Annotated in this window: 18 protein-coding genes and 1 pseudogene; 14 read left to right on the top strand and 5 right to left on the bottom strand. The window is 65.2% G+C overall.

All coding sequences use genetic code 11. The features are described from left to right. The 6 genes and pseudogenes from HH310_RS42120 to HH310_RS44600 all read left to right on the top strand — a co-directional run. Positions 1-762, top strand: a pseudogene (locus tag HH310_RS42120) (hypothetical protein); the annotation flags it as partial. Between the two features lie 830 nt (positions 763-1,592). Next, positions 1,593-7,679 (top strand): polymorphic toxin-type HINT domain-containing protein, encoded by a 6,087-nt coding sequence (locus tag HH310_RS42125; protein WP_169181387.1) that lies wholly within the window; start codon positions 1,593-1,595, stop codon positions 7,677-7,679. A 75-nt stretch (positions 7,680-7,754) separates the two neighbouring features. Then, positions 7,755-8,459, top strand: a complete 705-nt coding sequence (locus HH310_RS42130; RefSeq protein ID WP_169181388.1) for a hypothetical protein — start codon at positions 7,755-7,757, stop codon at positions 8,457-8,459. Positions 8,460-8,703: 244 nt separating this feature from the next. Then, the gene (locus tag HH310_RS42135; RefSeq protein ID WP_169181389.1) at positions 8,704-9,261 is read left to right on the top strand and encodes a hypothetical protein; all 558 of its coding nucleotides are present in this window, start codon (positions 8,704-8,706) and stop codon (positions 9,259-9,261) included. A gap of 51 nt (positions 9,262-9,312) precedes the next feature. Continuing rightward, positions 9,313-9,618, top strand: a complete 306-nt coding sequence (locus HH310_RS44595; RefSeq protein WP_248294959.1) for a hypothetical protein — start codon at positions 9,313-9,315, stop codon at positions 9,616-9,618. Continuing rightward, positions 9,615-9,875, top strand: a complete 261-nt coding sequence (locus HH310_RS44600; RefSeq protein ID WP_248294960.1) for a hypothetical protein — start codon at positions 9,615-9,617, stop codon at positions 9,873-9,875. The genes HH310_RS44595 and HH310_RS44600 overlap by 4 nt, the downstream gene beginning before the upstream one ends. Here HH310_RS44600 and HH310_RS42145 read toward each other — a convergent pair. Continuing rightward, entirely contained in the window at positions 9,839-10,447 is a 609-nt protein-coding gene (locus tag HH310_RS42145) for a TetR/AcrR family transcriptional regulator (RefSeq protein WP_169181390.1), read from the bottom strand. The genes HH310_RS44600 and HH310_RS42145 overlap by 37 nt on opposite strands. Positions 10,448-10,713: 266 nt before the next feature. On the opposite strand from HH310_RS42145, the gene HH310_RS42150 reads away from it, so the two are divergent. The 3 genes from HH310_RS42150 (at position 10,714) to HH310_RS42160 (ending at position 14,325) form a co-directional block, all read left to right on the top strand. Further along, positions 10,714-11,949: an ISL3 family transposase gene (locus HH310_RS42150; protein WP_169181391.1), complete on the top strand. Its 1,236-nt coding sequence runs from the start codon at positions 10,714-10,716 to the stop codon at positions 11,947-11,949. Between the two features lie 28 nt (positions 11,950-11,977). After that, entirely contained in the window at positions 11,978-12,733 is a 756-nt protein-coding gene (locus tag HH310_RS45945) for a hypothetical protein (protein WP_396027579.1), read from the top strand. A gap of 266 nt (positions 12,734-12,999) precedes the next feature. Next, on the top strand, positions 13,000-14,325 hold the full coding sequence (locus HH310_RS42160; protein ID WP_169181392.1) for a pentapeptide repeat-containing protein: 1,326 nt from the start codon (positions 13,000-13,002) through the stop codon (positions 14,323-14,325). Between the two features lie 270 nt (positions 14,326-14,595). On the opposite strand, the gene HH310_RS42165 is transcribed toward HH310_RS42160, so the two are convergent. Further along, positions 14,596-15,369: a LuxR C-terminal-related transcriptional regulator gene (locus tag HH310_RS42165; protein WP_169181393.1), complete on the bottom strand. Its 774-nt coding sequence runs from the start codon at positions 15,367-15,369 to the stop codon at positions 14,596-14,598. A 55-nt stretch (positions 15,370-15,424) separates the two neighbouring features. Between HH310_RS42165 and HH310_RS42170 the strand changes: the two genes are divergently transcribed. After that, positions 15,425-15,673 (top strand): hypothetical protein, encoded by a 249-nt coding sequence (locus HH310_RS42170; RefSeq protein ID WP_169181394.1) that lies wholly within the window; start codon positions 15,425-15,427, stop codon positions 15,671-15,673. Positions 15,674-15,834: 161 nt separating this feature from the next. Here HH310_RS42170 and HH310_RS42175 read toward each other — a convergent pair whose 3' ends face one another. Further along, complete coding sequence (locus HH310_RS42175) at positions 15,835-18,879, bottom strand: TIR domain-containing protein (protein WP_169181395.1); 3,045 nt, start codon at positions 18,877-18,879, stop codon at positions 15,835-15,837. A 422-nt stretch (positions 18,880-19,301) separates the two neighbouring features. On the opposite strand from HH310_RS42175, the gene HH310_RS42180 reads away from it, so the two are divergent. Then, positions 19,302-21,578, top strand: coding sequence for a DUF262 domain-containing protein (locus HH310_RS42180; RefSeq protein ID WP_169181411.1), 2,277 nt, complete (start codon positions 19,302-19,304; stop codon positions 21,576-21,578). A 489-nt stretch (positions 21,579-22,067) separates the two neighbouring features. On the opposite strand, the gene HH310_RS42185 is transcribed toward HH310_RS42180, so the two are convergent. Beyond that, positions 22,068-22,805, bottom strand: a complete 738-nt coding sequence (locus HH310_RS42185; RefSeq protein WP_169181396.1) for a hypothetical protein — start codon at positions 22,803-22,805, stop codon at positions 22,068-22,070. Between the two features lie 88 nt (positions 22,806-22,893). Between HH310_RS42185 and HH310_RS44605 the strand changes: the two genes are divergently transcribed. Continuing rightward, on the top strand, positions 22,894-23,148 hold the full coding sequence (locus HH310_RS44605; RefSeq protein ID WP_312034676.1) for an HNH endonuclease signature motif containing protein: 255 nt from the start codon (positions 22,894-22,896) through the stop codon (positions 23,146-23,148). A 69-nt stretch (positions 23,149-23,217) separates the two neighbouring features. Here the strand turns inward: HH310_RS44605 and HH310_RS42195 are convergent, their stop codons facing one another. Then, on the bottom strand, positions 23,218-23,826 hold the full coding sequence (locus HH310_RS42195; protein WP_169181398.1) for a TetR/AcrR family transcriptional regulator: 609 nt from the start codon (positions 23,824-23,826) through the stop codon (positions 23,218-23,220). Positions 23,827-23,886: 60 nt separating this feature from the next. Here HH310_RS42195 and HH310_RS42200 point away from each other — a divergent pair, with 60 nt between their 5' ends. Further along, positions 23,887-24,717, top strand: a complete 831-nt coding sequence (locus tag HH310_RS42200; protein ID WP_169181399.1) for an SDR family NAD(P)-dependent oxidoreductase — start codon at positions 23,887-23,889, stop codon at positions 24,715-24,717. Between the two features lie 90 nt (positions 24,718-24,807). Continuing rightward, positions 24,808-26,400 carry an alkaline phosphatase family protein gene (locus HH310_RS42205; RefSeq protein ID WP_169181400.1) on the top strand — a complete coding sequence of 531 codons (1,593 nt, stop codon included), beginning with the start codon at positions 24,808-24,810 and terminating at the stop codon, positions 26,398-26,400. The last annotated feature ends 28 nt before the right edge of the window (positions 26,401-26,428 follow it).

The following is a 26,428-nucleotide window of genomic DNA, read 5'->3' on the forward strand; positions in this document are numbered from 1 at the left end:
CCGACACGTGAGATACCGACGGCGGAGTCGGCAAGTCTCCGTGCCGAGGTGAAGACGTTGACTGAGTTGCTGGCGATCGCCGACGATACCGAGCAGCAACTGCGGGAGGCTACCTCTCGCCACCAGGAACAAGTTCTGGACCTTGCTGCAGATTTAGAGATTGCCCAAGCCGAGCTTGAGCGCCGGACCACGACGGTGCGGGAGCTGCAGCGGCGCCTAGTCGAGGCGCAGATGTACGACCTTGCCTATTCGCCAGTGGAAGCACCGCCGCCACTTCCGACTTCCTTTGCGGACCTTTTGGATCGCTTAGACGGGTTAGCCGACCGCCTGTTGTTCACAGGGAACATGGAAACCTGCCTAGACCTCGACGAACAGATGCAGAGTTCGGCGTGGGCCCAGACCGGCTGGCAGGGACTACTTGCACTGGCTGACTACGCCGCAGCGTCGACCAATAACGAATTTGCCGGTGATTTCAAAACCTGGTGTGAGTCTCCGCCGAATGGGCGGTATGCGATCTCTGCCGGAAAAGTCGCTCGTGACGAATCATCCACCGTGCGCAACAGTGCCAAGTTTTCAGCAACGCGGGTCTTCCCGGTACCAGAATCAGTCGACCCGAGTCGCCAAATATTTATGGGTGCACACATTAGATTGGGCAACTCGACGACGATTGCTCCGCGCATGCACTTTTTCGATGCGTCACGCCGCAATGGTCTAATTTACGTTGGCTACATCGGACCTCACCTAGCCAACACGCTGACCTGACATTGACATCGAGACCCATGTTTCTATACGAAGGTAACGTAGCGTTGGCAGCGGAAGCTGTCCAAAACCAGGCGACGGAAGAACCGTAAACGCTAAAGCGCGGTCTGTGCTTGGCGCCTTACCCGATGCAATGACATCGGATCGCCTATAACGACACCGTGGCGGCTCGTATGCTGCAACGTTCGGCCCACCGAGTTGGCACTACCCGAACCGCCTGTCAGGCCCTGACAGGCGGTTCTTCCAGCTTCGTTCGGCGGTAAGACATGGCATCTGAGCTGCGCTGTCAGGCGCCGACAGGTTGTGACCACGCCTGGATCGCTCGGGGTGGCGATGACGATAAGGGCAACAGAGCGGACCACGCACCAAGGCCACCGCCGGCCTGACCGGGAAGGGCGGCAGCTCGCCGTCATCGGCAGCAGATGATCGCAGCTGACCTTGAGAACCCGGGCGAACGAGGACGAGTATGTCCAGTGCCTGCGTGACGAGAGGCGCCGCTACGTTCAGGGGTCGGCGAGTACAAGGTAAGGGTCGCCAGAGCGCACCCAGGCATGATCAAGACCGCCGGACCAGGCCCGGAAGTCCAGGCGCCGCGCTTCATCGGCGGCAAATGAGGATACCGGCGGTACGTTCGATTCGGCGTAGGTTCAATAGCTCGCCTCAGTGGCGGTCATCGTCCGCATGGTCACCGTCGTCGCTGATAGTCAGATACCCCGTCCACTCCGGCGATCCGCGGCTTGCTGGCTAGTGACAGATCAACGACAGATCTTTTAGATCGATATCTTTACATGTTTCTATCTTCCCTGTTCATCTCACGGGGGAGGTAGGCCTTCATGTCGTTCGCGCGTCGTTACGTGCGGGCTCGCTGGCTGGCGGGCTTCAGTGCGTTCCTTCTTGTCGCTACCCTGGCGCCGCCCGCGGATGTGGCGGCGCACGCTGATCCGGGCGACGTTCCGACTGTCACGGCCGGTCAGGCACCTCAGCAGCGGGGACTTCCGGCGGGAGCGGCCAGGAACGCCGGCGTCCCGGACAATCAGCGGCCCCCGGTCGTACCGCCGCTGGTGGAAGCCGGTGGCAAGGCCGAAAAGGTAGGCAAGTCCGAGGTCTCCCGCGCCGCGGCGGCGCCGCCGGGTGAGGCGTTCACCGACGTGGTGCTGCGGCCTGGTTTCGTGGTCGGCGACACCTCGCTGGTGGCCTACTTCAACCTGAAGGATCAGGCGTTCGACGAGTGGCGGGTCGACCTCTACGACACCGACTCGCAGACTAGGCAGGAATCTGTCGTGCTGGGCCGTGACCGGCTCGGCAACGACGGTTGCGGCGAGCTGCGCACCTTCTGCAAGTCGCTCGGCGCGACCGAGGGATGGCAGTTGGACGCGACGAAGCGGTACTTCGTCACGATCACCGCGCTGTATCCGGACGGCGAGGTGCCGTCGGCGAACTCGGAGGACGCGCAGCCGCGTACGACCGTGGACCCGCCGGCCATCCCGGATCGGCAGGCCGCCGGTTGCGGGTGTTCCGTCGCGCTGGGCATGACCGACGCCAGCCAGGCGGTCCGGGCTACCGGCGTGAACACCGGCACGGGCGCCTTCACCCTCAGCACCAGCGACCTCGCCATGAATTCGTTCGGGATCCCGTTCTCGTCGGGCCGCGCCTACTCGTCGTTGAATACCGGTGCGTCGGCGTTCGGACCGGGCTGGGCCTGGGCGTACGACCTGAAAGTCACCGTCACCGACGACGGTGCCCTGGTCCGGGCCGAGGACGGCTCGGACACGCTGTTCAAGGCGAACGGTGACGGTTACGTGCGGCCGCCGGGCGTGCGGTCCACGCTGCGGAAGAACAGCGACGGCTGGGAGCTGGTGACGCGGGACAACATCGTGTTCACCTTCGACGCCCAGGGCCGCCTGACGTCCATATTGAACGCGCGGCGGCAAGGGCTGCGGTTCGCGCACACCGACACGAGCGTCACGGTGACCGACGCGTCCGGGCACCAGGCGGTGGTGAAGCTGGCCGGCGGTCTGATCGAGTCGATCTGGTTGCCGGACGGCCGCAAGTCGGAGTTCTCCTACACCGGCGGACTGCTCACCAAGGTACGCGACGCTGCAGGCGGCTACTGGCAGTACAAGTACAGCGCGGCTCGGCTGCTCACCCAGGTGATCGACCCGCGCCGGGTGGTGACGCTGACCAATGAGTACGGCGAGACTGGCCGGACCGTACGTCAGCTCGACGCCCTGGGCGCGGCGACGACCTTTGCCTGGGACGCGACGAAGCAGGAGGCCAAGACCACCGACGCGGACAACGTGGTGGTCTGGGACGGATATAAGGGCAACGTGCTGCTGTACTCGCAGCGCGGCAACGGCGACACCAACAACCACCGGTATGACGGCACGCTGAACCGCAACCTGGTGGTCAACGCCAACCAGAACCAGCACGAGTCGCGGTACGACGCGGCCGGCAACCTGATCGAGCAGTTCGCACCCGGTCGGCGGTTCAGTGAGAAGACGCAGTACGACGCGCGCAACCACCCGACCACCCACGTCGACGCCGACGGGCAGACGTGGAAGGACGAGTACAACGAGTTCGACGAGTTGGTCAAGACCACCGACCCCGAGGGCAACTCGATCACGTCGACGTTCGACGAGCGCGGCCTGCAGACGACCGTTATCGACCAGCGCGGCAAGGTCAGCCGGTTGGACAACATCCCGGCCGGTGCACTCAACGCGGGCCTGACCAAGGCGTCGATCACACCCGAAGGCCGCCGGGTCGAGTACGGCTATGACAAGGTGGGCCGGCAGATCGCGGTCACCGATCCGCGGGGCACCGTGGCCGGGGCCAAGAGGGAGAACTACACGACCCGGACGGTCTACGACGACCTGGACCGCATGGTGGCCGTGTACTCGCCGGGCAAGAAGAACCCCAACACCAGCGAGTACGACGCCGCCGGTCGCCTGAAGAAGACCACGACCCCCGGTGGCGTCTCGGTCTCGTACACGTATTTCGACAACGGCCTGCCCAAGGCGACCTTTGAAGCACGCCGGACGATGCTGTACACGTACACCGCCGCCGGTCGGCGGGCGACGGCCGCGATCGACATGGGGCATGAGGCCGACCTGGTCACCAGCTGGCAGTACAACGCCAAAGGCCTGGTCGAGTCGGTGACTTCGCCGCGCGGCAACGTGCCGGGAGCCACCAAGGCCGACTTCACCTCGACGTACGTGTACGACCACAACGACAACCTGATCCAGATGCGCCGGCCGTATCCGAACGGTCAGGTGTCGGTGAAGGACTTCCGGGTCGACGACCTGGACCGCAGCGTCGAGACGGTGGACGAGTTCGGTAAGTCGTCGGCGTCCCAGCGCGCCAACAGCGGCCTGGTCACCGGGGTGCGAGACAGCCTCGGCCGGACGACGGCGATGTCGTACGACAAGTCCGGGCGGCAGACCAGTATCACCGACACCGGCGGCGCCCAGACGAAGACCGAGTACGACCAGGCCGGGAACAAGATCAAGCAGATCTCGGCGACCGGCGGCGTCACCAGCTTCGAGTACACCGACGACGGTCTGCTGGCCTCGGTCACGGAACCGCGCGGGAACGTCGCGGGCGCGGACAAGGAAAGGTTCACCGCACACTTCGAGTACGACCTCGCCGGCAACGAGGTCAAGTCGATCGACGCGCTCGACAACGTCACCACCACCAAGTACGACGCGCTGAACCGGGCCGTGTCGAGCACCGACGCCAACGGTCACGCCACGCACTACACGTACAACGACGACGACCAGACGCGGACCGTCACGGCGCCGAACGCCGAGTATGACGACGACGACCCGGAGGAAGAGTCGACCTTCTACGGGTACGGCGAGGACGGGATGCTCACGTCCGTCACCGACCCGCGGGGCAATCGGACCACGGTCTACTACGACGAGGCCGGGCGGCTGATCCGCAGCACCGATCCGATCGGGCGCAGCACGTACGCGAAGTACGACGCGGACGGCAACCGGGTCCAGACGCTGACCCTCGACAAGAACGAGGAACTCGACGATCTCAGCCCGAAGGACTTCGCGAAGCGGACCATCGTCGATGAGTACGACATCGTCAACCGCCTGGCCAAACGGACCACAGGCGCCGATGGCCCGGTCTACAGCTGGGGGTACGACGCCAAGGACCGGATCACCTCGTACGGCGACCGGCTCGGCGTGCGCGAGGTCGGCTACGACGACGAGGACCAGATCAAGTCGGTCACCCGTAAGGAGGCCGGTCGGGCGGACGAGACCTTCGGGTACATGTACGACGCGCGCGGCAACATCACCAGCCGCCAGTATCCGGACGGCACCGACGTCTCGTACGACTATGACCAAGCGAGCCGGATCACCTCGCTGACCACGAAGGGCTCCACGTGGAGCTTCGGCTACGACGTGGCGGGCCGCCGGACCACCACCACATTCCCGGCCGTTACCGGCCTGACCGAGAACCGTGTGTATGACGACGCGGGACGTCTCACGTCGATCGGCACCGAACGCACCGGGGAGGCAGTGCCGGGCGTACAGGACCCGATCTCCCAATACGACCTGACACTTGACAAGGTCGGCAACCCCAGCCGGGTGGTGACCACGCGGGGCGGTGTCGCCGAGTCGGTCGCCTACAGCTACGACGAGGCGGATCGGGTCATGTCGGCCTGCTACGGCGTGGCGTCCTGCACCGACAAGACGGTCAAGCCGGTCGGCCGGATCGACTACAAGTACGACCTCGTAGGCAACCGGACCAAGCAGGTCCGGACCGGTACGGCAGGCAACGACGTCACCGAGTACGAGTACGACGACGCCGATCAGCTGGTCGAGGAGGAACTCGACGGTCCGGGTCACGAGCGCGAGACGGAGTACAAGTACGACGCCGGCGGCAACCAGATCAAGGCGGGTGGCGAGAGGTTCGAGTACAACCTGGACAACACCTTGGCCGAGGCCACGCTGGCGTCGGGGCAGTCCACGACGTTCGACTACGACGCCGCCGGCCTGCGGGTCGCCTCGACCTCGACGTTCCAGGCTCAGTCGGAGACCCAGCGCTGGTCGTGGGACGTGGCCGGCACGTTGCCGCAGATCGCGATCGACACCGTCGAGCGCAACGGCGCGGTCACCGAGAAGCGCGGCTTCACCTACGGGCCGGACGACGAACCGCTGGCTTTGCTGGATCCGGCGAGCGGGGTGCACGCCTACACCCACGACTGGTTGGGCGGCACCGCGAACATGCTGTCGCCGACCGGGGCGGTGGAAGAGGGCTACGACTACGACCCGTTCGGTCGGCCTCGGGTCGGGCCCACGCTAGCCGGGCAGCAGATGCCGGAACAAAGCATCGAGAACCCGATGCAGTACACCGGCGCCTACCAGGACTCCACCTCGGGCAAGGGCAACTACTTCCTGAGGGCCCGCAACTACGACCCCGGCACCGGCAGGTTCGACAGCCGGGACGCGATGCCCACCGGCACCGGTGCCACATCTGCCTACCCGTACGCCTCGAACAACCCGCTGGCGTTCAGCGACCCCACCGGCATGGTCCTCGACGCCGGGCCCACGGCCTCCGCGGCGGCCGCACCGGCACCCGTCCAGGGGCCGTCGCCGGAGGATCTCGCCAAGGCCAACCAGCTGCAGTCCAAGAGCACCCTCGACGTGATCCTGGAGGCCGGCGGCCAGATCCTGATGGAGTTCCTCGGGATCAACGACATCCTCAACTGCCTCAAGGGTGACCTGGTCGCCTGCGTCTCGATGGTCGTGGGCGCGCTGCCGTGGGGCAAGATCTTCAAGGCCAAGAAGATCGCCGAGGCGATCTTCAAAGCGGGCAAGGCTGTGGTCACCTTCTTCCAGGAGTTGAAGTGGGCCAGGGCCATCATCAAGGGCGCCGAAGACGCGGCCAAGGCGGCTAAACAGGCGGCGGCCGCGGCGGCGAAGGCGGCAGCGGATAAGGCCGCGGCGGCACGCGCGGCGGCGGAGAGAGCCGCCAAGAAGGCAGCAGCCGAGGCTCAGGCGAAGGCGAAAGCCTTGGCCGCCAAGGCCAAGGCGAAAACGAAGAAGGAAGCAGGCGGCGGATCGGGTTGCCCTCCGCACAGCTTCGTCGCCGGTACCGCGGTGCTGCTGGCCGACGGGACCAGCAAGCCGATCGAGCAGGTCGAACCCGGCGAAACCGTCGTGGCCACCGACCCGGAGACCGGCGAGACCGTCGACCGGCAGGTCACCCACACCATTCGAACCGACGACGACGAGCAGTTCGTCGACGTCACCGTCACCGGCTCCGACGGCGAACAGCACACCATCACCACCACCGACCACCACCCGTTCTGGTCGCAGACCCGCAAGGCGTGGGTCGACGCCGTCGATCTCCGCAAGGGCGAACTGCTGCGCACCGCGGCGGGCACCTACGTACAGCTCTCCGCGGTGCGGTCGTATGAGAACCAGGAACGAACCTACGACCTCACCGTCGACGACCTGCACACCTACTACGTCGTAGCGGGGACCACACCGGTCCTCGTGCACAACGTCGGTCCGACCGAGTGCCAGCTCGTCCTCAACGAGGAGATGAAGCCCGTCACCTCGGGCATCCTGGACATTCAGGTGGACGAGGTGCCGTTCGCGAGCGGCCCCCGCCAAGGTGGATTCGTCGATGACATGGGTGCCCGCGTCCCCGGCATGACGGGGACGAACTTCCATCACGTCGAGATGCAGGCGGCCGCGTACATGCGCCTCAACAAGCTGAAGAAGGGCGTGCTTTACATCAACCACCCTGAGGGAATCTGTACGTCCTGTACCGGAGCCGCCTATACAAGGCCCGGTGGACCTCCGGTCAAACCGATTGAGGACGCACTTCCCGAAGGCGCCGAAATGTGGATCTACAACAAGGCCGGACAGTTCCTGGGTAAATTCACCGGAAACGAACTCTGATTGGCGCGTGGGTGCCGGCGAGGCAATGGCTCGCCGGCACCCACGCATTGGTAACCGTGACGTAGGCTTGCCGGCGTGGATGAACCTCGGTCGCTGGTAGCGGGTGGCGTCGGCCAGTTCCTGCGTCGCTGGTATGGCTTGGTGCCCGCCGCGAGTTCAGGAGCCGTCCCGGTGGGGTTCGCCGTGCCGTCCGAGCTGGCCGATTGGCATGCGGTCACGGCACGAGCCACAGTGCCGGTCACTTTCCAGGATCATCCGATCGCATTTGCCGATCTTTCTCCGGATCCGGACGGCATGCTGACGTTCTGGGTGGAGAATCAGCACGGTTATTTTTGGGCCGTCGATCTCAAGGATCCGCAGAGACGGGTGTTCTGCAGAGAGGTCGCATCGGACGAGTGGGAGCCGGCCGGCGAGGATCTGAGGAGATTCCTTCTACATGGCACGCTCCGCGAGGCGATCTTCGGCGCCGACAAGAAGTTCACGGTATTCGTTGACGATTCTCTTGTGGACGACGCCTTGGAATCGTTTTCCGTGCTGGACTTCCCCGCGTTGGCCGGCGAGGAACCGGGAACGAAGATCTGGTCGAGCGTTGACGCACTGGCCCGGGTCGGTGCTCCTCCGGCCGGGTACGACCGGCCAGGCGAACAGCTCCAGATGATCACCATCGCCGTGCCGAACGATACGAGCATCGAGACGTACGGATCCCGTTTCGGTCTCGAGATCTCTGACGAAGCCGTCACTCTCCCGGTTGAGATTCCTTACGAGCCGCCGCCCTTCTAGCCGGATTCAAGGCCGGCAGCCGCCGGAGGACCTCGACCGTCCGGAGCGCCTGACGTTCCGTCGACCGGCCTCGGTCGTGTGGGGTTTGACGTGACGAAGCAGCGGATAGAACGTTCGGTCTTGACAATGCCCGGCGGCATCGCCATCGTTGATTGAGACAGAACGTTCGTTCTGCTGAGCGATGGCCGGCCCTCGGCGCCCGCCAGATGTCCGCTCGCTCAGCAGTCACCGGGAGGAAATGACCATGACCATCCTTGCCGCCTCCGGTCTATCGACGACGGCGGCCGCCTTGCGGCGGCTGTACTTCACGCGGGCCGCCTTCGCCCTCGTCTGGGCGGGTGTGACGTTCACGGTCGCCGATGACCTCACCGCGCTCACCACCACGCTCCTGGTGATCTATCCGCTGGTCGATGTGGCCGCCGCCGTCATCGACGCCCGCGCCTCCCGCTCCACCGGATCGCCGGTACTGCTGTACGTGAACGTCGCGGTCAGCCTTCTCGCCGCCTTCGGTCTGGCCTTCGCCGGCTCCTCGGGCATCTCCGCCGTGCTGCGCGTCTGGGGTGCCTGGGCGGTCGTGGCCGGGCTGGTCCAGCTGTTCGTGGCCGTCACCCGCCGCAAGATGGGCGGCCAGTGGCCGATGATCATCAGTGGTGGCCTCTCGGTGCTCGCCGGTCTGTCGTTCGTCGCGGCCGCTTCCGCCACCGATCCCAAGCTGACCACCGCGGTCGCTTACGCGATCCCGGGCGCCATCTTCTTCCTCATCGCCGCAACCCGGCTCGGCCGTACCGCCAAAGGAAATTGACATGGACAACATCGCGTACGACGTGGTGGTGATTGGTGCAGGGCCGGTACGGTGCACATCACGCTGACCGGCGAGTTGCTGGTCGCGATCGGCCGGGCACCGAACACCCAGGACATCGTCCTCGACAGCATCGGTATCCCGCCGGGCTCGTGGCTGACGGTCGACGACGCGCTGCGCGTCGTCGGTGCGGGGGAGTGGCTGTACGCGGCGGGCGACGTGAACCGGCGAGCGTTGCTCACGCACCAGGGCAAGTACCAGGCTCGAGTGCTGGGTGACGCGATCGTGGCCCGGGCCAAGGGCGAGCCGGTGGACACCGGCGCGTGGGGCCGGCACGCGTTCAGGGCCACGCCCGGATGATCGTCGATGAGGACCGCAAGGTGATCGTCGGTTTCACCGTGGTCGGACCGGACGTGGCCGAACTGCTTCACGCCGCCACGATCGCCGTCGTCGGCGAGGTGCCGCTCGACCGGCTCTGGCACGCCGTCCCGGCCTTCCCACCCTCAGCGAGGTGTGGTTGCGCCTGCTGGAGACCTACAGGCGCTGAGCCGCTTTCGCGCGCTCTCTCTGCCCTGAACGCTCAGCCTCTCGAGGCTGCGGGCTGGCGCTGGCTGTGAATCCGGACCAGCCCCTCGATCCCTCGGAGGAAGGTCTCGACCACCAGCGCGGGGTCGAAAAGGCAGCCGGCGGCCATGGCGCCGTCGCGGAGCATGACGAAGTGGCGGGCCGCGGCGTCCGATGTGTCCTGGGCAACCCCTGCCATCAACGTCTCCAGCGTTTCCAGGAACCACTGCCGGTGGGCGATGACCTGCCGGTGCACGGGATGCTCGACGTCCGGGAACTCCGCGGCGGCGTTCAGGAAGGCGCATCCGCGGAAGCCCGGGGACTTGATGTTCGCGGCGATGTTGTCGGCGATGGCCAGGAGGGCGTCGGCCGGCGCCGGGTTGGCAGCGACGGCCGCCTCGGCTGCTTGCCGTTCCATTTCGTGGACCTCGCGCAAGTAGGTGACGACGAGGTCATCCTTGCTGGGGAAATGCCGGTAGAAGGTGGCGCGGGTCACCTTCGCCTCGGCGATGACGCGATCGACGCCGACCGGGTGGATCCCCTCGGCGTAAAAGATCCGGATCGCTGTGTTGAGGAGCCTGGTTCGAGCTTCCGAGGGCCGGTCTTCACGTGCACCGCGCGTCATGCAGCCACTCTAGCGGAAAGAACGTTCGGTATCTACTTGCGTACGCGGTGGTGGACCCTTGTCGGGTGGGGAGTTCCGGCCGCTTTCAGATGGCGAATATGGATCTCCGAAGCGGCCCCGCCGGCCAACCAAATTGTCGTACGGGTGTGCCGATTAGCGGGTTGTTGTGGGTAGTCCGGGAGGGCTAGAAGCGCACAAAAAGGGCGGCGCGCAAGGGATCGGGGCTCGTTCGACGGTTGCTAAGGCCAGCCGAACAAGGGATCCACGTGCGCGCCGCTGCTGTGCTCAACCGTTTGCTCGGGTTCAAGGGAACGGTCGTCGATGATGTCGATTTCACCGGCACGGAGATGATCGTTCGGGTGCGGCTGCGGGCGGCGTATCTGGTGTGTCCGTGCGGGAAACGCAGCCAGGCCCGGTATGACAGCTCGCGTCGGCGGTGGCGTCATGTCGATTTCGGCCGGTGGCGGGTGTTGATCGAAGCGGAGATCCGGCGGGTCGACTGCGCCGGCTGCGGGCGGGTCCGCAGTGAGTGGATGCCGTGGGCGCGCCCGGCCGCCCGGCATACCCGTGACTTCGAGGACATGGCCGCCTGGCTGGTCAAACGCATGTCCAAGTCGGCGGTCGCGCACCTGTTGGGCACGACCTGGGAAACGGTGGACGCGCTTGTAGCCAGACTCGTCAATGAACACCTCGACACGCCCCGGCTTGACGGGATCTACCGCATCGGGGTGGACGAGATCGCCTACCGCAAGGGCCGCAAGTTTTTGACCGTGGTCGCCGACCACGACACCGGCCGGGTGGTGTTCGTCGGCGAGGGCCGCTGCCAGCACGTATTCGGCGAGTTCTTTGAAGCTCTCGGTGCCGCCGGCCGGGCCCGGATCGAGGCGGTCAGCATGGACATGACCCCGATCTATCGCAAAGCCACGATCAAACATGTGCCGCACGCCGCGATCTGCCTGGACCCGTTTCACGTGATCAAATGGGCCGGCGAAGCCCTCGATCTGGCCTATCAAACCAGCCGCGAGCAGGATGTGAAGATCAGCGTGGATGGGCTCACGCACGCCGCGACCTTGCAGAAGGTCCGCGGCGCCCTGCGCCAGCCCGCCGAGAAACACGACCCGCTGCGAGCCGCCATCATCGAGCAACTACGCCGTAGGCATCCGCGGCTGTACCGGGCCTGGCGCCTCAAGGAAGACCTGCGGCTGCTCTACCAGCTCCCCGCCGACCAGGCCGCCGAGCACCTGCGCCGCTGGATCAACCGGGCCAGACGCAGCACCATCGCCGCGTTCGTCACGCTGGCCCGCCGGCTACGCCGGCACCGCGACGGAATCCTCAACGCCATCCACCTCCAACTGTCGAACTCGCTGGTGGAAGGCATCAACGCCGGCATCCGGCTGATCCAACGCCGCGCCCACGGCTACGCCGACCTCGACAACCTCATCGAAATGATCCACCTCTGCCACGGCGGAATCTCCACAGAGCTACCCACACCAACCCCCTAAATGGCACGGGTGTTCGAGAATAGTCCCCATGTTGGCGGAGCTGGAGCAGGTGGGTGAGGACGCGGCGAAGCTGGCCGCCGCCCCGGTGTGGCCAGTGTCCGACGACGAGCTCACCGACCTGCTCCGGGCGGCGCATCGCCTGCAGCAGGCCGCTGTCGTCCTGCAGGCGCGGCTGGTGCGGCAGGCCACCACCCGCGGGTTGCCCGCAGCGCAGGGCCACCGTTCCACGGCCGGATGGCTACGCAGCCTGCTGATGCTGGATCCGCAGCCGGCGCGGGAGCTCGCCGAGGCGGCCGCCGCTTCGGCGCGGCCGGCGATCGAGCAGGCGATGCTGGACGGCCACACCGATGCGCGCCAGGCCGCGGTGATCGCGGCGACCGTCGAGGCCATCTCGGCTGGCCTGCGACGCCCGCATCCTGCCCATCGTGCTCGGCAGCGCCGGGCAGATCCTCGACACCGGCCGCGCCCGCCGGCTGGCCACCGGGCCGCTCCGCCGCGCCCTGCACATCCGCGACCGCGGCTGTGCGTATCCGGACTGCGACCGCCCACCACGCTGGAGCGGCGGGCACCAATGAACATTCGTCCACGACTGTTGCGACGAGCCGCCAGCTGGTTCTGCCTTCTCCAGTCCGCAGAACCACGTCACCTGACGGGCAACATGCGTGCTGCTGCTGCTCCTCCTCGAGAAGTGTCCGCCCGCAGCTGGGCCAGCCCGAGCAAGGCCACCGACGTGGGCCGAAGGAATGACCCGCGACCGCCGAGGGAGAGTCGCCCCGCACGGTAAGCCCTTGTTCGAGGTGGCACGCGGATCCGCCGACATCAGTTGAGTCGAGAGTCGGGTCGTTGACATTACGACTGTGTCTTGAACGCCGATAATTACTTCGTCGGGAAACCTTGGCCCGTGCGAATAAGGTTCTGGGGGCAGTCAGCATGGGAATGAATTCACAACCGCATAGGGATCCGCTGCAAGGGGAGGTAGACGATACGTCCGACATCAAAAGGGTCAGCAGTAATCCTTCTGTGCCCCAACTGGGGTTATCGAACATAGCTGTGGCTATCGTTGCCGCTGTCACTGCGGGATTAGTTTCGATCGCACTTCTCGTAGTCGTAGCGCTATGGTATGCGGGATTCCCTGAACTGGCGAGGGACGATGCAATAACGACACAGACAATTTTCGACCTGTTGAAAATAGCATTCGCTTTGGTCGCGGGTGTCGGCGGAGTTGTTGGGTTGGTAGTAGCCTACCGACGCCAGCGCGTAGCGGAGCATTCAAACCAATTGGCCGAATTCTCGCATCGGTTGGCACATTCGGCCGACGAACGTGCCGAGGCAAAGAAGGTTCTAGAAAACGCGGCTGAGGAGAGGGCGAAGCTGGAGGTCGCTCGGAGTGATGTTCGCCTTTTCAATGATCGATTTGGGCGTGCTTCGGATCAGCTTGGGTCTGAAAAAGCAGCTGTGCGACTCGCTGGCCTCTATGCCATGGCCGGCCTGGCGGATAATTGGAAAGAGGGCAGGCAGACATGTGTGGACGTAATGTGCGCATACCTCCGGATGCCCTACATGCCGCCGCCGACTCGCGATTCAGGAAAAAACGAGGAGGGAGGTGAAGGACGGCGTGCGGCCGAGGAAGAGCGAGAGGTCCGCCAGACTGCGCTGAGGCTCATTGCCGACCACCTTCGATTGCCTGACAACTCCCCGAATTCGTGGCAGGGCATCGACCTGGACTTCACCGGAGCAACAATTGACGGTGCAGACTTCAACAACGCCGTCTTTGGTGGTGGAAGGGTATCGTTCTCGTACGCTAAGTTTGTCGGCGGACTTACAGAGTTCTTCCGAGCAAATTTTGGCGGAGCTCGAGTCAGTTTCTCCAACGCACATTTCCGATCAGGCCAAATCCGCTTTGCCGAGGCGAAATTTTCTCGTGGATCGGTTAACTTTGATGCCATTCGGCTGGATGGAGCGCTATTGAATTTTGCGGGGGCGTCATTGAGAGAGGGTGCGTCCCTACCGTTTTGGCACTCAACTCTTTCTGGCGGCGAGCTGAGGCTCGCCTCAGTGACTCTCAATCACGGAAGCTCAATCGCATGCTCGGACGCTACCCTCAATGGCGCTGAGGTATCCTTCAAGAATGCCCATTTCAACGGGGGTACATTTTCGCTGCGAGGGGCAAAAGTCAATGCAGGCTCCATCCGGTTCGAGGAAGCACAGCTAAGCTCCCATTCTGTCGACCTTGAGAATATCCAGCTCAATGGTGGAATTGTTTCATTTGAAGGTGCTCTCTATACTCCATCGCGTTACCGTCGAATGTGGGCCGGGGAACCGCCGGTCGGTCTAATTCTGCCACCAGAGCCAGGAGCTGAGGACGCCAATGACTGAAATGGGCTCTGAATCGGCGGCGATCCGCCGTGGTCCGCGCGGCATGAGATACGGATGGGCGAAGTTTGAAAGCTCGCGCGAACAACACCAGTGAGTCGCAACTGCCGGTCGGCCAACGGCGCTTAGCTCGCGGCATAGCTGATGACGGATGTTAACAAAAGAACCACTTGACTGGAGCAGCGGGCACCAAATGAACTTTGGCCGATGCTGTTGAGCCGTAGGCCAACGGATCCTGCTTTGAGAATGGCATTCTTCGGGAAACCGCGCGGGTCAGAGTAGACCGTGGGCGCGGGCGGTCATCATCGCCTCGGTGCGGCTAGCGGCGTTCAGCTTCTTGTACGCGCCGCGCAACAGACGGAACATCATCCGCTCGGAGTAGCCGGCCGTCTCGGCGAGTTGGGCGACAGTGCTGCCGCTGGCCAGTCCCCGAAGCCAGGCCAGCTCGTGCGCGGTGAGTTGGTCAGGTAGTGGGTCGGCGGTTGTGGTTCCCGACGATAGGACGCGGAGTACTTCGATCGGCAGCACGCTCCGGCCACGGAGGACAGCCTCGAAAACCTCGCGCATTGTTGAGGGCGAGGCATCGCGGGGAACGGCGCCGACAGCACCGGCAGCCAAGGCGCGCACGTATCCCGCCACGCTCGGGTCGTCGAGCACCGCCATCACCTCGGTATCGGGCCGGAACCGTCGGATCTCAGTCAACAGGTTCCAGGCGTCGGGTGCCGAGAGCGTGAGTACGACCAGGCGCCGCTCGACACCTCGCGCCCAGGCCAGCAGATCGTCGGGCGTCTCGGCGTCGAATCCGGTCTCACCGAGCGTCGCCAGGATACCTCGGCGGAACACCGGGAGCGGGTCGAAGACGGCGATCCGGGTGAACATCGCTCGACGATCCCTTCCCGGTGAACGGATGGTCCGCTGATCCTGGCCCACGCGACGGCCAACAGCACGCGACCGGCCGGGCATGTCGCGGAACCGCCCGGCTGCGACGGATGGTGTCAGGGTGCTGCCGTCCGGAATTGCGTCATGGACCCGCACGTTCGCGAGCACTTAACGTCCGCATAGTTGTCCATCCAGTCTCGGCTACCCAGCTCGGTGGTGCGGCATGGTCGATGAATCGATTGCCGACGATGACGGCTCCCTGTTCGGCTCCGGCGACGACGGCGAGCCGCCGTTCGACATCCACGATCTTGTCGCATTGGATCCCGACTTCCTCGACGAGGACGATCCCGACGCCGACCTCGAGGGCTATGTCGTCGAGCTGCGCCCAGCGGAGCGTGGGTGGAACGTCCGGGTGGAGTGGGCTGAGGGCGGCGGCGAGTGGCTGCCGTCGACCCGGTTGGTTCTCGCCTAACGGTTGCCGAGGTCTTCGATGAATGATCGTTCCGACGCCTCCGACGACGGTTGGATCAGTCCAGGGTCCAAGTCGAACCGAGTTGGCTGCCTCGCTGGACTGATATTGATGCTAATCATCATCATCATCATCTTGGCCGTTGCACTGCATGGCAAGCTGCGTTAGCCCTGCGCGGCGCGCAGCAGGCGGCTCAGTACGGCCGGATCGGCGGACTCTCCGAACTGTTCCAGAAGCATGGTGTTCCGGCGGACTGCACCAGGGGCCGTGACGATCTTGCGGGCGCGTCCGAAGGCGGCCTCGGCCTCCTCGATCCGCTGCTCCTCGCCGCACAACGCCAGCCCCGCGACAATCGTGCCCCTCAGGTTGAACGCCTGATAGTTGCGGCGGTGAGTCGGGCCTTGAGCGGTTTCCCGCTCAAACGCCTCGCTGAAGGCGGCACGCGCCGGATCCCGGCGGCCCGCGCGCCGGAACGCCACGATCCCCTGCAGCAGGTACAGCGACACAGCGTTGCCACTGCCGCGGTGCAGCATTCCGGAACGGGCCGCGTCCGCCGCATCCTCGACGCGGCCCAGCCGCAAGAGAGCCAGCGCGATCGTTCTACTCGCATCGCACACCAATGCCGCGTCCCGGGCAACAAGGCCGATCCGGTGGGCCTCCTCGGCGAGCGGCAACGCGGTCGCGGGGTCGTCGCCATTCACCACCAACTCTGCCCGGCGCAGCCTGCACAACCCCGTCAGGATCTCGTGTCCACGGGCATGGGCAATCCGGTGCGCGCGCTTGTTCGATGCCAGCGCTGCCTCGATGCGTCCTTGCTGCCCCTCAACCCACCCCCGGTTTAGCCAGAGCCGAATGACGATCTCGTCGTCGATCGGATCCCGGTTCCCGATCGCGAGGCCCTTGCCGATCTGGTCCAACGCTGCCTCGAAATTGCCGGTACGCGCGAGTCCGAGTCCGAGGTTGAGCCGACTGCGGGCTTGCTCCTGGCGCATCCCCAGGACGACGCATCCGCCGAGAGCTCTGCGGAACAACCAGTTGGCGCGGCCGAGGTCGCCCCGACGCTGTTCGAGTGAGCCGAGCTGCCGCCACAGCGCGACCCTCCAGGAGAGGTCGTTGGTCCACCGAACCAGGCGCAGCGCGGCCTTGAGGTCGGAGACGGCCTCTGCATACTGTTCCTGCTGCGAACGGGCGGCCGCCGCCATGCTGAGGTTCATGACCCGGTCGTGGGGGTCTGCCAGGTGCGCGGCTACTTCACTGCGTAGCGGCAGGATCAAGGCGCTGTATCCCCAGCGACGGAGGTACTTCTTGTCGAGCGCGGCCATGAGGCGCAGTGCGACTTCGTGCTCGCCTATTCGGACCCGCATGTCAATCTCGTGCAGATGGCCGTCCAGATCGGCGACCTGGCGGACCATTTCGTCCGGCGTGCGGGAATCGCGGTGATAGTCGGCGGCCCGGCGGCGCATGGTGGCGAGTGTCTCGGGTGCAATCCGTTCCATCCGAGACACGACACGCTCCGCGTCGCGCGGTGGCAGGTAGTACCGGTCACCGTCCCGCCGGGCCATTCGGCTGTTCTCGAGCTGGTGCAGCGGGCCTGCGGCCTCCACGCCGTCGAGTACGTCTTTGAGGACGAAGTCGACGCCGCCGGCGCGGACCGGACGGCCATACACGGCGAGTGCCTCAACTACCCGGAGCTGCGTGTAGAGCAGGTCGGTGAGCATGCGGTTGAACAGGGCGTCGGCGACCTTCGTGCTCTGCTCGAGGTTCTCCACCGCGTACAGCAGCTGGACCGGCGTTGTGAACCCCTCTGCGAGGAGGATGCCGTGGAACAGCTCCAGCGAACGGGGATGCCCGTCCGTGGCATCACGGAGCCGGTCGAGGAACGCCTCATCCATGCCGGCCGCGCCCAGTAGGTTCGCACTGTCGAGCGTGCGCAGGAATTCGCCTGCCTCCGGCATCGGCAGGCCATTGTCCAGCGATACCCCAGTGGCCCGCGGACCCAACTCCCGCAGGAGCGGGCCGGGCGGGCGCTGCCCCACGAGAAGCACCCGAACCGCGTGCCCGTCGCGGAGGGCGAGTTCATAGCAGACCTCGCGCAGGTCGGGATCGACGAACTCGTCCCGTTCGTCCAGGAGCTGCTCAGCGCCGTCGACCACCACGAGCACCGCGCGCTCGGCCAAGGCGTCGAGCAACGTCGTCAGTCGGTCGACCGACGAGGCCGGCTCGTCGAGCCGCTGCCGGATCGCGGTGGACGCCGGCTCGTCGAGTGCCCAGGCCAGTCCGGCGAGCAGGGCGGCGCTAGTCACCCGCCGGTGGCCGCACCCGTCCAGGAAGACCACGGCGCGGTAGGCGGCCAATTCCTCGTGACCGAGGCTGTCCCGCAGTCGGGTCAACAGCGCCGACTTGCCGATACCGTCGCGGCCGGTCAGGGCGATCAGGCGAGTGGTGGACCCTGCCAACAGGAGCTTGAGTACCTGCAACTGGTCGTCGCGATCGTGGAAACGTAGCGGCGCCGGCCCGGGAAGATTGTTGATCAGACGCACCCCGGCTGAGCTGATGACCGGGTCGTCTGCCGGGTCCGGCGCAGGTTCCCGCTCCACGGCAAGGTCGACCTCGATCCGCTCGCGGACTCGGCGCTCGGCGCCGGCCGGGTCGGCAAGGCGTTCCTGTTCCAGGCCGAGGGACGCGGTCAGTTCGTTCCCCCGTCGGGTGAGCCGCTCGCGCTGCACGCCGGTGGCCTGGGCTGCGGCCTCGTTCACACGGTCGCGCGCGTCCTCAATGGCGGTCGCCCGTGCCCCAGGCGTGCCAATGCTCTGCAGGAGCCGGCCCAGTCGGCCCCAGGCTTCCTCGTCATCCTCCGGCAGATCGATCAAGGTCGGTGCGGCGGTCAGCGAGAACGGTGGCCGGACGTCCGGCCGGGGGCGAACCAGAACGTAGGGAAGACGCAAGGTCTGCGCGTACTCGATCTCCTTCTCACACCAATGACTCTCCCGGCTGGCCTGCGTGATGACGAACAACGCGGCGTCCGACGTATCGAGTGCATGCTGTATCTGCAGCGTGAACGTGCGGTCCCGGCTGTCGACGAGGTCGTCGGTCCACACCCGCCAACCCGGCCGGATTTGGGGCATCCGATCGCGCAGGACCTCCATGGTCGGGCGTCCGTCCTGCCGGGCGTACGAGATGAAGATCTGCGGTGTTCCGGGACTGGTCATCCGCCCTCCAACCGCCGCACTGCATCGAGTGTGCGGACGGCCCGATGGCAGGGTCAAGGCGGAAGCCCGCCATCGAGGACGGCAGATTCCCGACAGATTCGGAAGAAGCGGCTGCTGCATTGATACCGGGAGTTGGTCCAGCCCCGGTTCGAGTACTCGACCTGCACCATCGATGCGGGTCGGGAACAGAAGGATTCCGTCGGATGTGACAAATGGGCGGCTTGACTGAAGCGGAGGGCACCATACGAACATTCGGTCGAGGACAGTACCAACGAGTGGGTCATCGTAGGCGGGCTGTCTTCCGTTCGGGCCTTGCAGGCACTGTGAGGGAGGCTGTCCTCATGGTAGAAGTCTGGTGACCGAACCCCTGCGCTGTCTGTTTTAGCCGACCATCCGCTGTCGGACGTAAGGAGCACTTGGTTGTGCCACCGACTCTGTACCGCGACACTGGCTACACCCTGCGTCACCTGATTGAGAACATCGACGGCGGTCGGATCGGGCTCCCCGACATCCAGCGCCCGTTCGTCTGGTCAGCAGCGAAGACCCGTGACCTGTTCGACTCGATGTACCGCGGCTATCCAATCGGCACCCTGATGTTCTGGGAGACCGGCGCGGAGGTGGGGACACGACAGATCGGAATGGAAGCCGGCGACCGGTCACCGCAGCTGCTGGTCGTCGACGGCCAGCAGCGACTCACTGCCCTCTTCGCTGTGCTTACCGGGCGCAAGATCGTCACCAAGTCGTTCGAGCAGATCAACATTCGCATTGCGTTCCGGCCGGAGGATCAGACGTTCGAGGTCACCGACGCGGCGATCGAGCGGGACGCCCACTTCATCCCGGACATCACCGCGCTCTGGGCCGACGGCGGCTACAAGCCCACCATCCGCCAGTTCTTTCAGCGTCTCGAACAGGCCGGCGGCCAGAGCCTGTCGGACGCTGACAAGGACGAGCTCGAGGAACGCATCGACCGGGTCCGGGACCTGCACGAGTTCCGTTTCCAGGTGGTCGAGCTGGGCGCTTCGGCTGACGAGGAACAGGTCGCCGACGTCTTCGTGCGGATCAACTCCGAAGGCGTGAAACTCAACCAGTCGGACTTCATCCTCACCCTAATGTCCGTGCACTGGGAGAAAGGCCGACGCCAGCTCGAAGACTTCAGCCGCGCTGCGGTGATCGCAGGGCTTCCCGGCCCGAGCCCGCGGAACGCGTTCGTGGACCCCAGCCCGGATCAGCTTCTGCGTGTCGCGGTCGCCGTAGCCTTCCGGCGAGCGCGCCTGCAGCACGTCTACAGCATCCTGCGAGGCAAGGACCTCGACACCGGAAAGGTCACCGCCGCGCGGCGGCAGGAACAGTTCGACCGGCTCGCCGAAGCACACACAAAAGTCCTGGACCTGACCAGCTGGCACGAATTCTTCCAGTGCGTTACGGCGGCCGGTTTCCGCAGCCGCAAGATGATCACCTCAGCCAACGCCCTGCTCTACAGCTACACCATCTGGCTGATCGGACGCCACGACTTCGGGCTCACATCCGACCAGCTACGACCGGTCATCGGCCGATGGTTCTTCATGGCGCACACCACCGGCCGATACTCCAACTCGCCGGAGTCACAAATGGAGTTCGACCTCGGGCGACTCGGGAATCTGCCGCAGGGTGACGGCCGCGCCTTCGCTGCGGAACTGGACCGAATCATCGCGGCGAACTTCACCGGCGACTACTGGGACATCTCCTTGCCGAACCGGCTCGACACCTCGTCGTCGCGTTCACCGGTGCTCGTCGCCTACCTGGCGGCGCTGAACATCCTCGACGCCAAGATGCTCTTCGGCGACCAACGGATCCGTGATCTGCTAGACCCCTCGGCCAAACCTGCCAAGACTATCGAGCGAGACAACCTCTTCCACCGCAAGACGCTCGCCGGGCTGGGCATCAACGACCGGCGCCAAGTCAACGCCATCGCCAACATGGCGTACGTGACATGGCCAGCACACGAGAAACTCAACACCGACGCGCCGCACGATTACTGGCCGAGAATCACTGACACGATGGACCCGAAGGTTCTCGAACGGCAGGTAAGGTGGCACGCTCTCCCAGTCGGCTGGGAACAGCTCGACTACCCGACTTTCCTGGAACGGCGACGCCGACTGATCGCCCAGGTCGTACGCGAAGCGTTCGAGACCTTGACTGGGCAACGGCCCACCTACGTCCCGACCACGCCGGCCGACATGATCGCCGCTGGCGAGTCCCAGAGCACCGAGTTCAAGGCCAGCGCCCGGTGGAACGTCCACACCCAGCAGGCCGACAAGTCGCTACGGCACAACATTGTCAAAGCCGTCTGCGGCTTCCTCAACGGCGAGGGCGGAAACCTGTTCATCGGCGTAGCCGACGACGCCACAATCCTCGGCATCGAGAACGATCTCTCAACCCTGGAATCGAACGCCAGCGTCGACCAGTACGAACTGTTCGTACGCCAACTCCTCGACAGCAGCCTCTCCGCCCCGACAGCGGCCACCGTCCGCATCCGCTTTCCAGAGATCTCCGGCCGGGTCGTCTGCCAGATCAGTGTTGCCGCCGCAGGCAAACCGGTATTCGCCAAACCCACCAAGGGCGGCAACGATGCCACCGACTTCTGGGTCCGGGTCGGCAACGCCACAAAACAGATCCACGGCGACGACCTTCTGCACTATCAGCACGAGCATTGGGGGTGAAACCGACCCGCGTTGAAATTTGATGTGCCACCTCGCCGCAATCGGCAAGGCCTCAACAGCGATTCAGCAGCAACGTGACCGCCGTTGAATGTGAGATCGTCGTTCCGACGGTGAAGCCGAGTCGTCCGTTCGGTCAGCGCGGCGTTGCTTTTACATCCACTGACGAGATCGAGACGGCCGTCGACCCGCGTCTCGACTTCATCCCACCATGCACATCGACGTATACAAACAAAGCCCGCACGGCCGCTGCGCCTCCCTGCTGCCAAGGTCGCCGACGCCAAGGGTCGTTGATCCTGCTCTTGTTGTACCTCAAGGATATGTCCGCTCTTGCCAACAGCAACCAGGTCTGACCGTCCCGCATGAATGTCGGCGATCATGCGCTGCCAGCCCGCAGCCTTTGATCGCCGCCATCGTTCCCGGCGGTTCTGCCATTCGGAAGTGGTACTGGCTGCAATGGCAATAGCCGTTCGCGGGTTTAGTCCGAGGAGTTTACGCTAGTCGTCTCTCGTACCCCATGCGAACGAGTTTCTTGTGGGCGGCGGCCACTTCGTCGCCCAACTTTTGTAACGCGTCAGCTTTGTGATTGAATTCGCCGTCGTTTTCGAACTGGTCGTGCCGAAGTGCTGTCACTTCCTCGTAAGCGTTGTCCATGAAGCTGTTGCCTGCGATCTCGCTAAGAAAGATTGCGCTCTTCTGCTGCAAGTCCTGAAGTAGGTATTGCATCTCGCTGTCCAAGAATTCGACGTTGCTCGTCCAGAGGTTATTGAACGTGCTAAGCTCGTCGAGCTTCTTCCATTCCCAGTTACGACCGTGGAACCACTGGGTTAGGTAGTCCATAGTTTCACCGTTCTCAGGGAACTCAGACAAGAACCGTTGGAATAACCCAAAATCGTGCGAAGACGGCTGCCGCTTAAGCTTTTCCAGTTCGACAGTAAGGCGGTTTCTGGATTCTTCGGAAGTGATCTTTTCGCCAGAAAGAGACTGCAACTCCCCCTCCAGGTGGCGCTTGTCCCGGACAAGCAGAACGATCGCGGCGGCGAGAATGATCGCTGTCCCGATGGCAACCCAGAAGATCATGACGGCATGGTCGCGCAGCCATCCTTCGAACTGCTGAGAGAAGACTGCTCCGGCCGCTCCGGCCACATCTGCAATCCATCCCGTCACCAGAAGCAAGATCGTGGTGAGGGCGACGAGGATGCTAGCCGCACCGGCTGCTGTCCGCTTCACGCCTCGCATGATAGGGAAAGGTCCAGTTCCGTCGACGGCCGCGCTCAGCCGACAGGCGCCAGGTCCGGCGACGTGGCTGGCGCCGAATGTGACAAAAGAACCGCTTGACTGGACGGACGCCCATCACATCACCGAGTGGACCGCCGGCGGCGAAACCATCCTGGACAATTTGGTGCTCCTTTGCCGCCACCACCACCGACGCATCCACCACCCCGGCACCGGCTGGCGAATCCGCCTCGGCGCCGATCGCCTCCCCGACTTCATTCCGCCGCGCAGCATCGACCCCTACCAACGACCCCGGCGCAACCTCTACCACCCGGACCAACGACCGCCGCCGCCCTGAAACTGGTCGCCGAATACAAGACCGTCACAAGGTGAGGGGGCGGCGTGCCGCATCGGCGTCGAGGAAGCGCTAGCCGCCCTGAAGGCCCGCCGCGGCGCGCGGCACCAGGCCGTAGAGCAGCGTCTGCACCGTGCCGTCGATGACGTCGTCGAGCGGGCGCCCGCCCAGCGCGCCCTGCGAAGCCATGGCGGTCAAGCCCTGGATGACCGCCAGGATGGCCATGTCGACGCGGTCCTGGTCCGCGCTGAGGATCACGCCTTCCTCTCGCGCTTTCCGCAGCATGGCCTGGACGCCCCCGTACGCGCGTTGGTTGGCCTCGCGGATCTCCGCTGTTCCCTTCTGTGGGCCGCTCGTGCGCGCCAGGATCATGCCGGCCAGCGCGGGATGATCGGCCGCCCAGCGCACGTAATCGGAGACGAAGGCGCGCAGCTCGTACGCGAAGTCGCCGGACCGTTCGCCGTCGAGGTGGTCGGCGAGCTCATCGAGGCCGTAGACGACCAGCGCCTCCTGAAGCGCCGCGCGGGTGGGGAAGTGCTTGCCGGGCGCGGCGTGGCTGACGCCGAGGGTGCGGGCGATCTCCCGGAGCGACAACCGGTCGAATCCGACCTCCTCCAGCCGTGCGGCGGCGTGGCTGAGCACCGCGACGCGCAGGTTTCCGCGCTGGTAGCTGATCTCCATGCCGACAGGCTACCGAAGTAGGCGTTGACAACCTAGTTGTCACTGACTAATTTTGGGCCTATGCACACCTGGTTCATCACCGGCGCCTCGTCCGGATTCGGTCATGCCCTCGCCCGCGAAGTGCTCGGCCGCGGCGACGCCGTCGTCACGGCCTCGCGCAACCCCGATGTCGATGCTGGTCAGACCGGCCGCCTGCTGGCCACCCGCGCCGACGTCAGCGACCCGGCCGAGGTGCACGACGCCCTGGAACGTGGCATCGCCGCCTTCGGGCCGATCACCCGGGTCGTCTCCGGCGCCGGCTTCGGGGCGCTCGGCGCGATCGAGGAGCAGCCGGACGAGCTGATCGCCCAGCAGATCGCGGTCAACCTGATCGGCTCGATCAACGTCGTGCGCGCCGCGGTCGCCCACATGCGTACGGTCGGCGGCGGGCGCGTGTTCCAGTTCTCCAGCTCCGGGGGCGAGGTGGCCGATCCGGGGATGAGCGTCTACAACGCCACCAAGTTCGGGATCGAGGGCTTCCTGTCGTCGATCGCCATCGAGGTCGCGCCGTTCGGCATCGACGTCACGCTGGTCGTCCCGGGCGGCAGCGGCACCGGTTTCATGGCCAACATGGTGCGGACCGAGCCGTTGCCGGCCTATGCGGACGGTGTCCTCGGGCAGATCCGGGGGCTGCTCGCCGGCGACCCGGCAGTGCTGAAGCCGATGTATCGCGTCGATCCCGCCAAGGTCGCGGCGACGATCGCGGACGCGGCGGCCACCAGCCCGGCGCCGCGGCGGCTGGTGCTGGGCGCGTCCGCGTACGAGTCGGTGCGCCGGGAACTGCAGCAGCGCATCGACGAGCTGGACGGGCAACGTGACCTGGCCTACGCGGCGGATCTGAGTGATGCCTGACCGGTGACGTAACGGATAACGCGGACTGTCGAGCGGGAACGGACAACATGGCCTATTGAACCCAGGTCCTCCGAATTCGTTTGCCCTTCCGTGAAGCCTCCGGAATCGGAATCGGCCCGCATCGAGCACGTGATCGTCCTCATGCTGGAGAACCGTTCCTTCGATCACATGCTCGGCTATCTCCGGCATCCCGACCCCCGTTTCGACGGCCTGTTGTCCGGGCCATTCTCCAATCCGGACGGTAACGGTGGGAAGGTCGAGGCGACCCCCACGGCGGGCGTGTCCGTCCAAGTTGAACCCGGTCACACCCATGACGGGGTGATGGCACAGATCGGCGCCACCCGAGTCGCCGGGCAATGGCACACCGACAATCAGGGCTTCGTCGCCGACTACGAGAACGCCGGGCGGCATCCGCATCAGCATTTTCACGCGGGTTTGTTCGGGCCGGTGTTCGACCGGTTCGTCGCGCTGCGGAACAAGGTTCGATCGCTGTTCAGCGGACCGCCCGGCGTCACCGGAATCGGGCCGAAGATCATGGAGTGTCAGCCGCCGGAAAACGTTCCGGTGCTGTCCGAGCTGGCCCTGGGATACGCGGTGAGCACCCGCTGGTTCTCCTCGGTGCCCGGCGAGACGTGGCCCTGCCGGAACTACGCGCACGCGGCGACCTCGGACGGCGAGACCGAATGCGTGATCCGCCCGTACTACGATAAAACGATCTTCGAGCTGCTCGCCGAGAACGGGCGCGACTGGCACATCTATCACGACAACATGCCGCAGATCTGGGCCTTTCCGCGGCTGTACGATTCGCCGGCCGACCATGCCCGCTGGTTCGACCTCGCGGATTTCGCGGAGCACGTGGCGGCCGACACACTGCCGGCCTATTCGTTCATCGAACCCAACCATCACGCGGAACGGCTCCACGTCGGCGAGGTCGCCGACTCGCGCAAGAGCAACAGCCAGCACCCGGGCAACAACCTGCCCGAGGACCAGACCGACGGCGGCTCCGACTTCCGGCGGGGTGAGACGTTGATCGCGTCGATCTACGAGGTGCTGCGCACCCATCCCGACGTGTTCGAAAAGACGCTGCTCGTCGTCAACTACGACGAGCACGGAGGGTTCTACGACCACGTTCCGCCGCCGGGCGGGATTCCCGGTCCGCGAGACCCGCGGGGGTGGCTGGCACGGCTTCAGGGCGCGCTGTTCACCCGGAAAGTCACGGCGTTCGACTTCACCCTGCTCGGCCCGCGAGTGCCGAACCTGTTCATCTCCCCGTACATCAGCGCCGGCACGATCGACGATGTCGTCCGCGAGCATGCCGCGATTCCGGCCACTCTGCGGGCGCTTTTCGCGCCGGACGCCGACCCGCTGACCCGCCGTGACGCCTGGGCAACCCCGTTTCATGAGGTGCTGAATCTCGACAAGCCCCGGCGCGGTGCGGATCTCCCGGACCTGTCGGCGTTCGCGGGGGAGTTGCCGAGGATCCAGGAGCCGGAAACCGCGGCGGCGACCACGACGAGCCCGGTCCCGGCCGAATTCGAGCCGTTCTACCAGCAATCCGAGCTGGTGGCGCGGCATCTTCGAAGTGTCGGCGAGCCCGAGATGCGAACGCTGGGACGGCACCGCGACGGACCCCGGGTCACGCACATGTTCCAGCAAGCGGCGATCCGGCATCGCTCCAATTAGGGCACCGGCTCGTCTGCCCAGGATGAGG

The organism is Actinoplanes sp. TBRC 11911 (assembly GCF_012933445.1).
Taxonomy (GTDB): domain Bacteria; phylum Actinomycetota; class Actinomycetes; order Mycobacteriales; family Micromonosporaceae; genus Actinoplanes.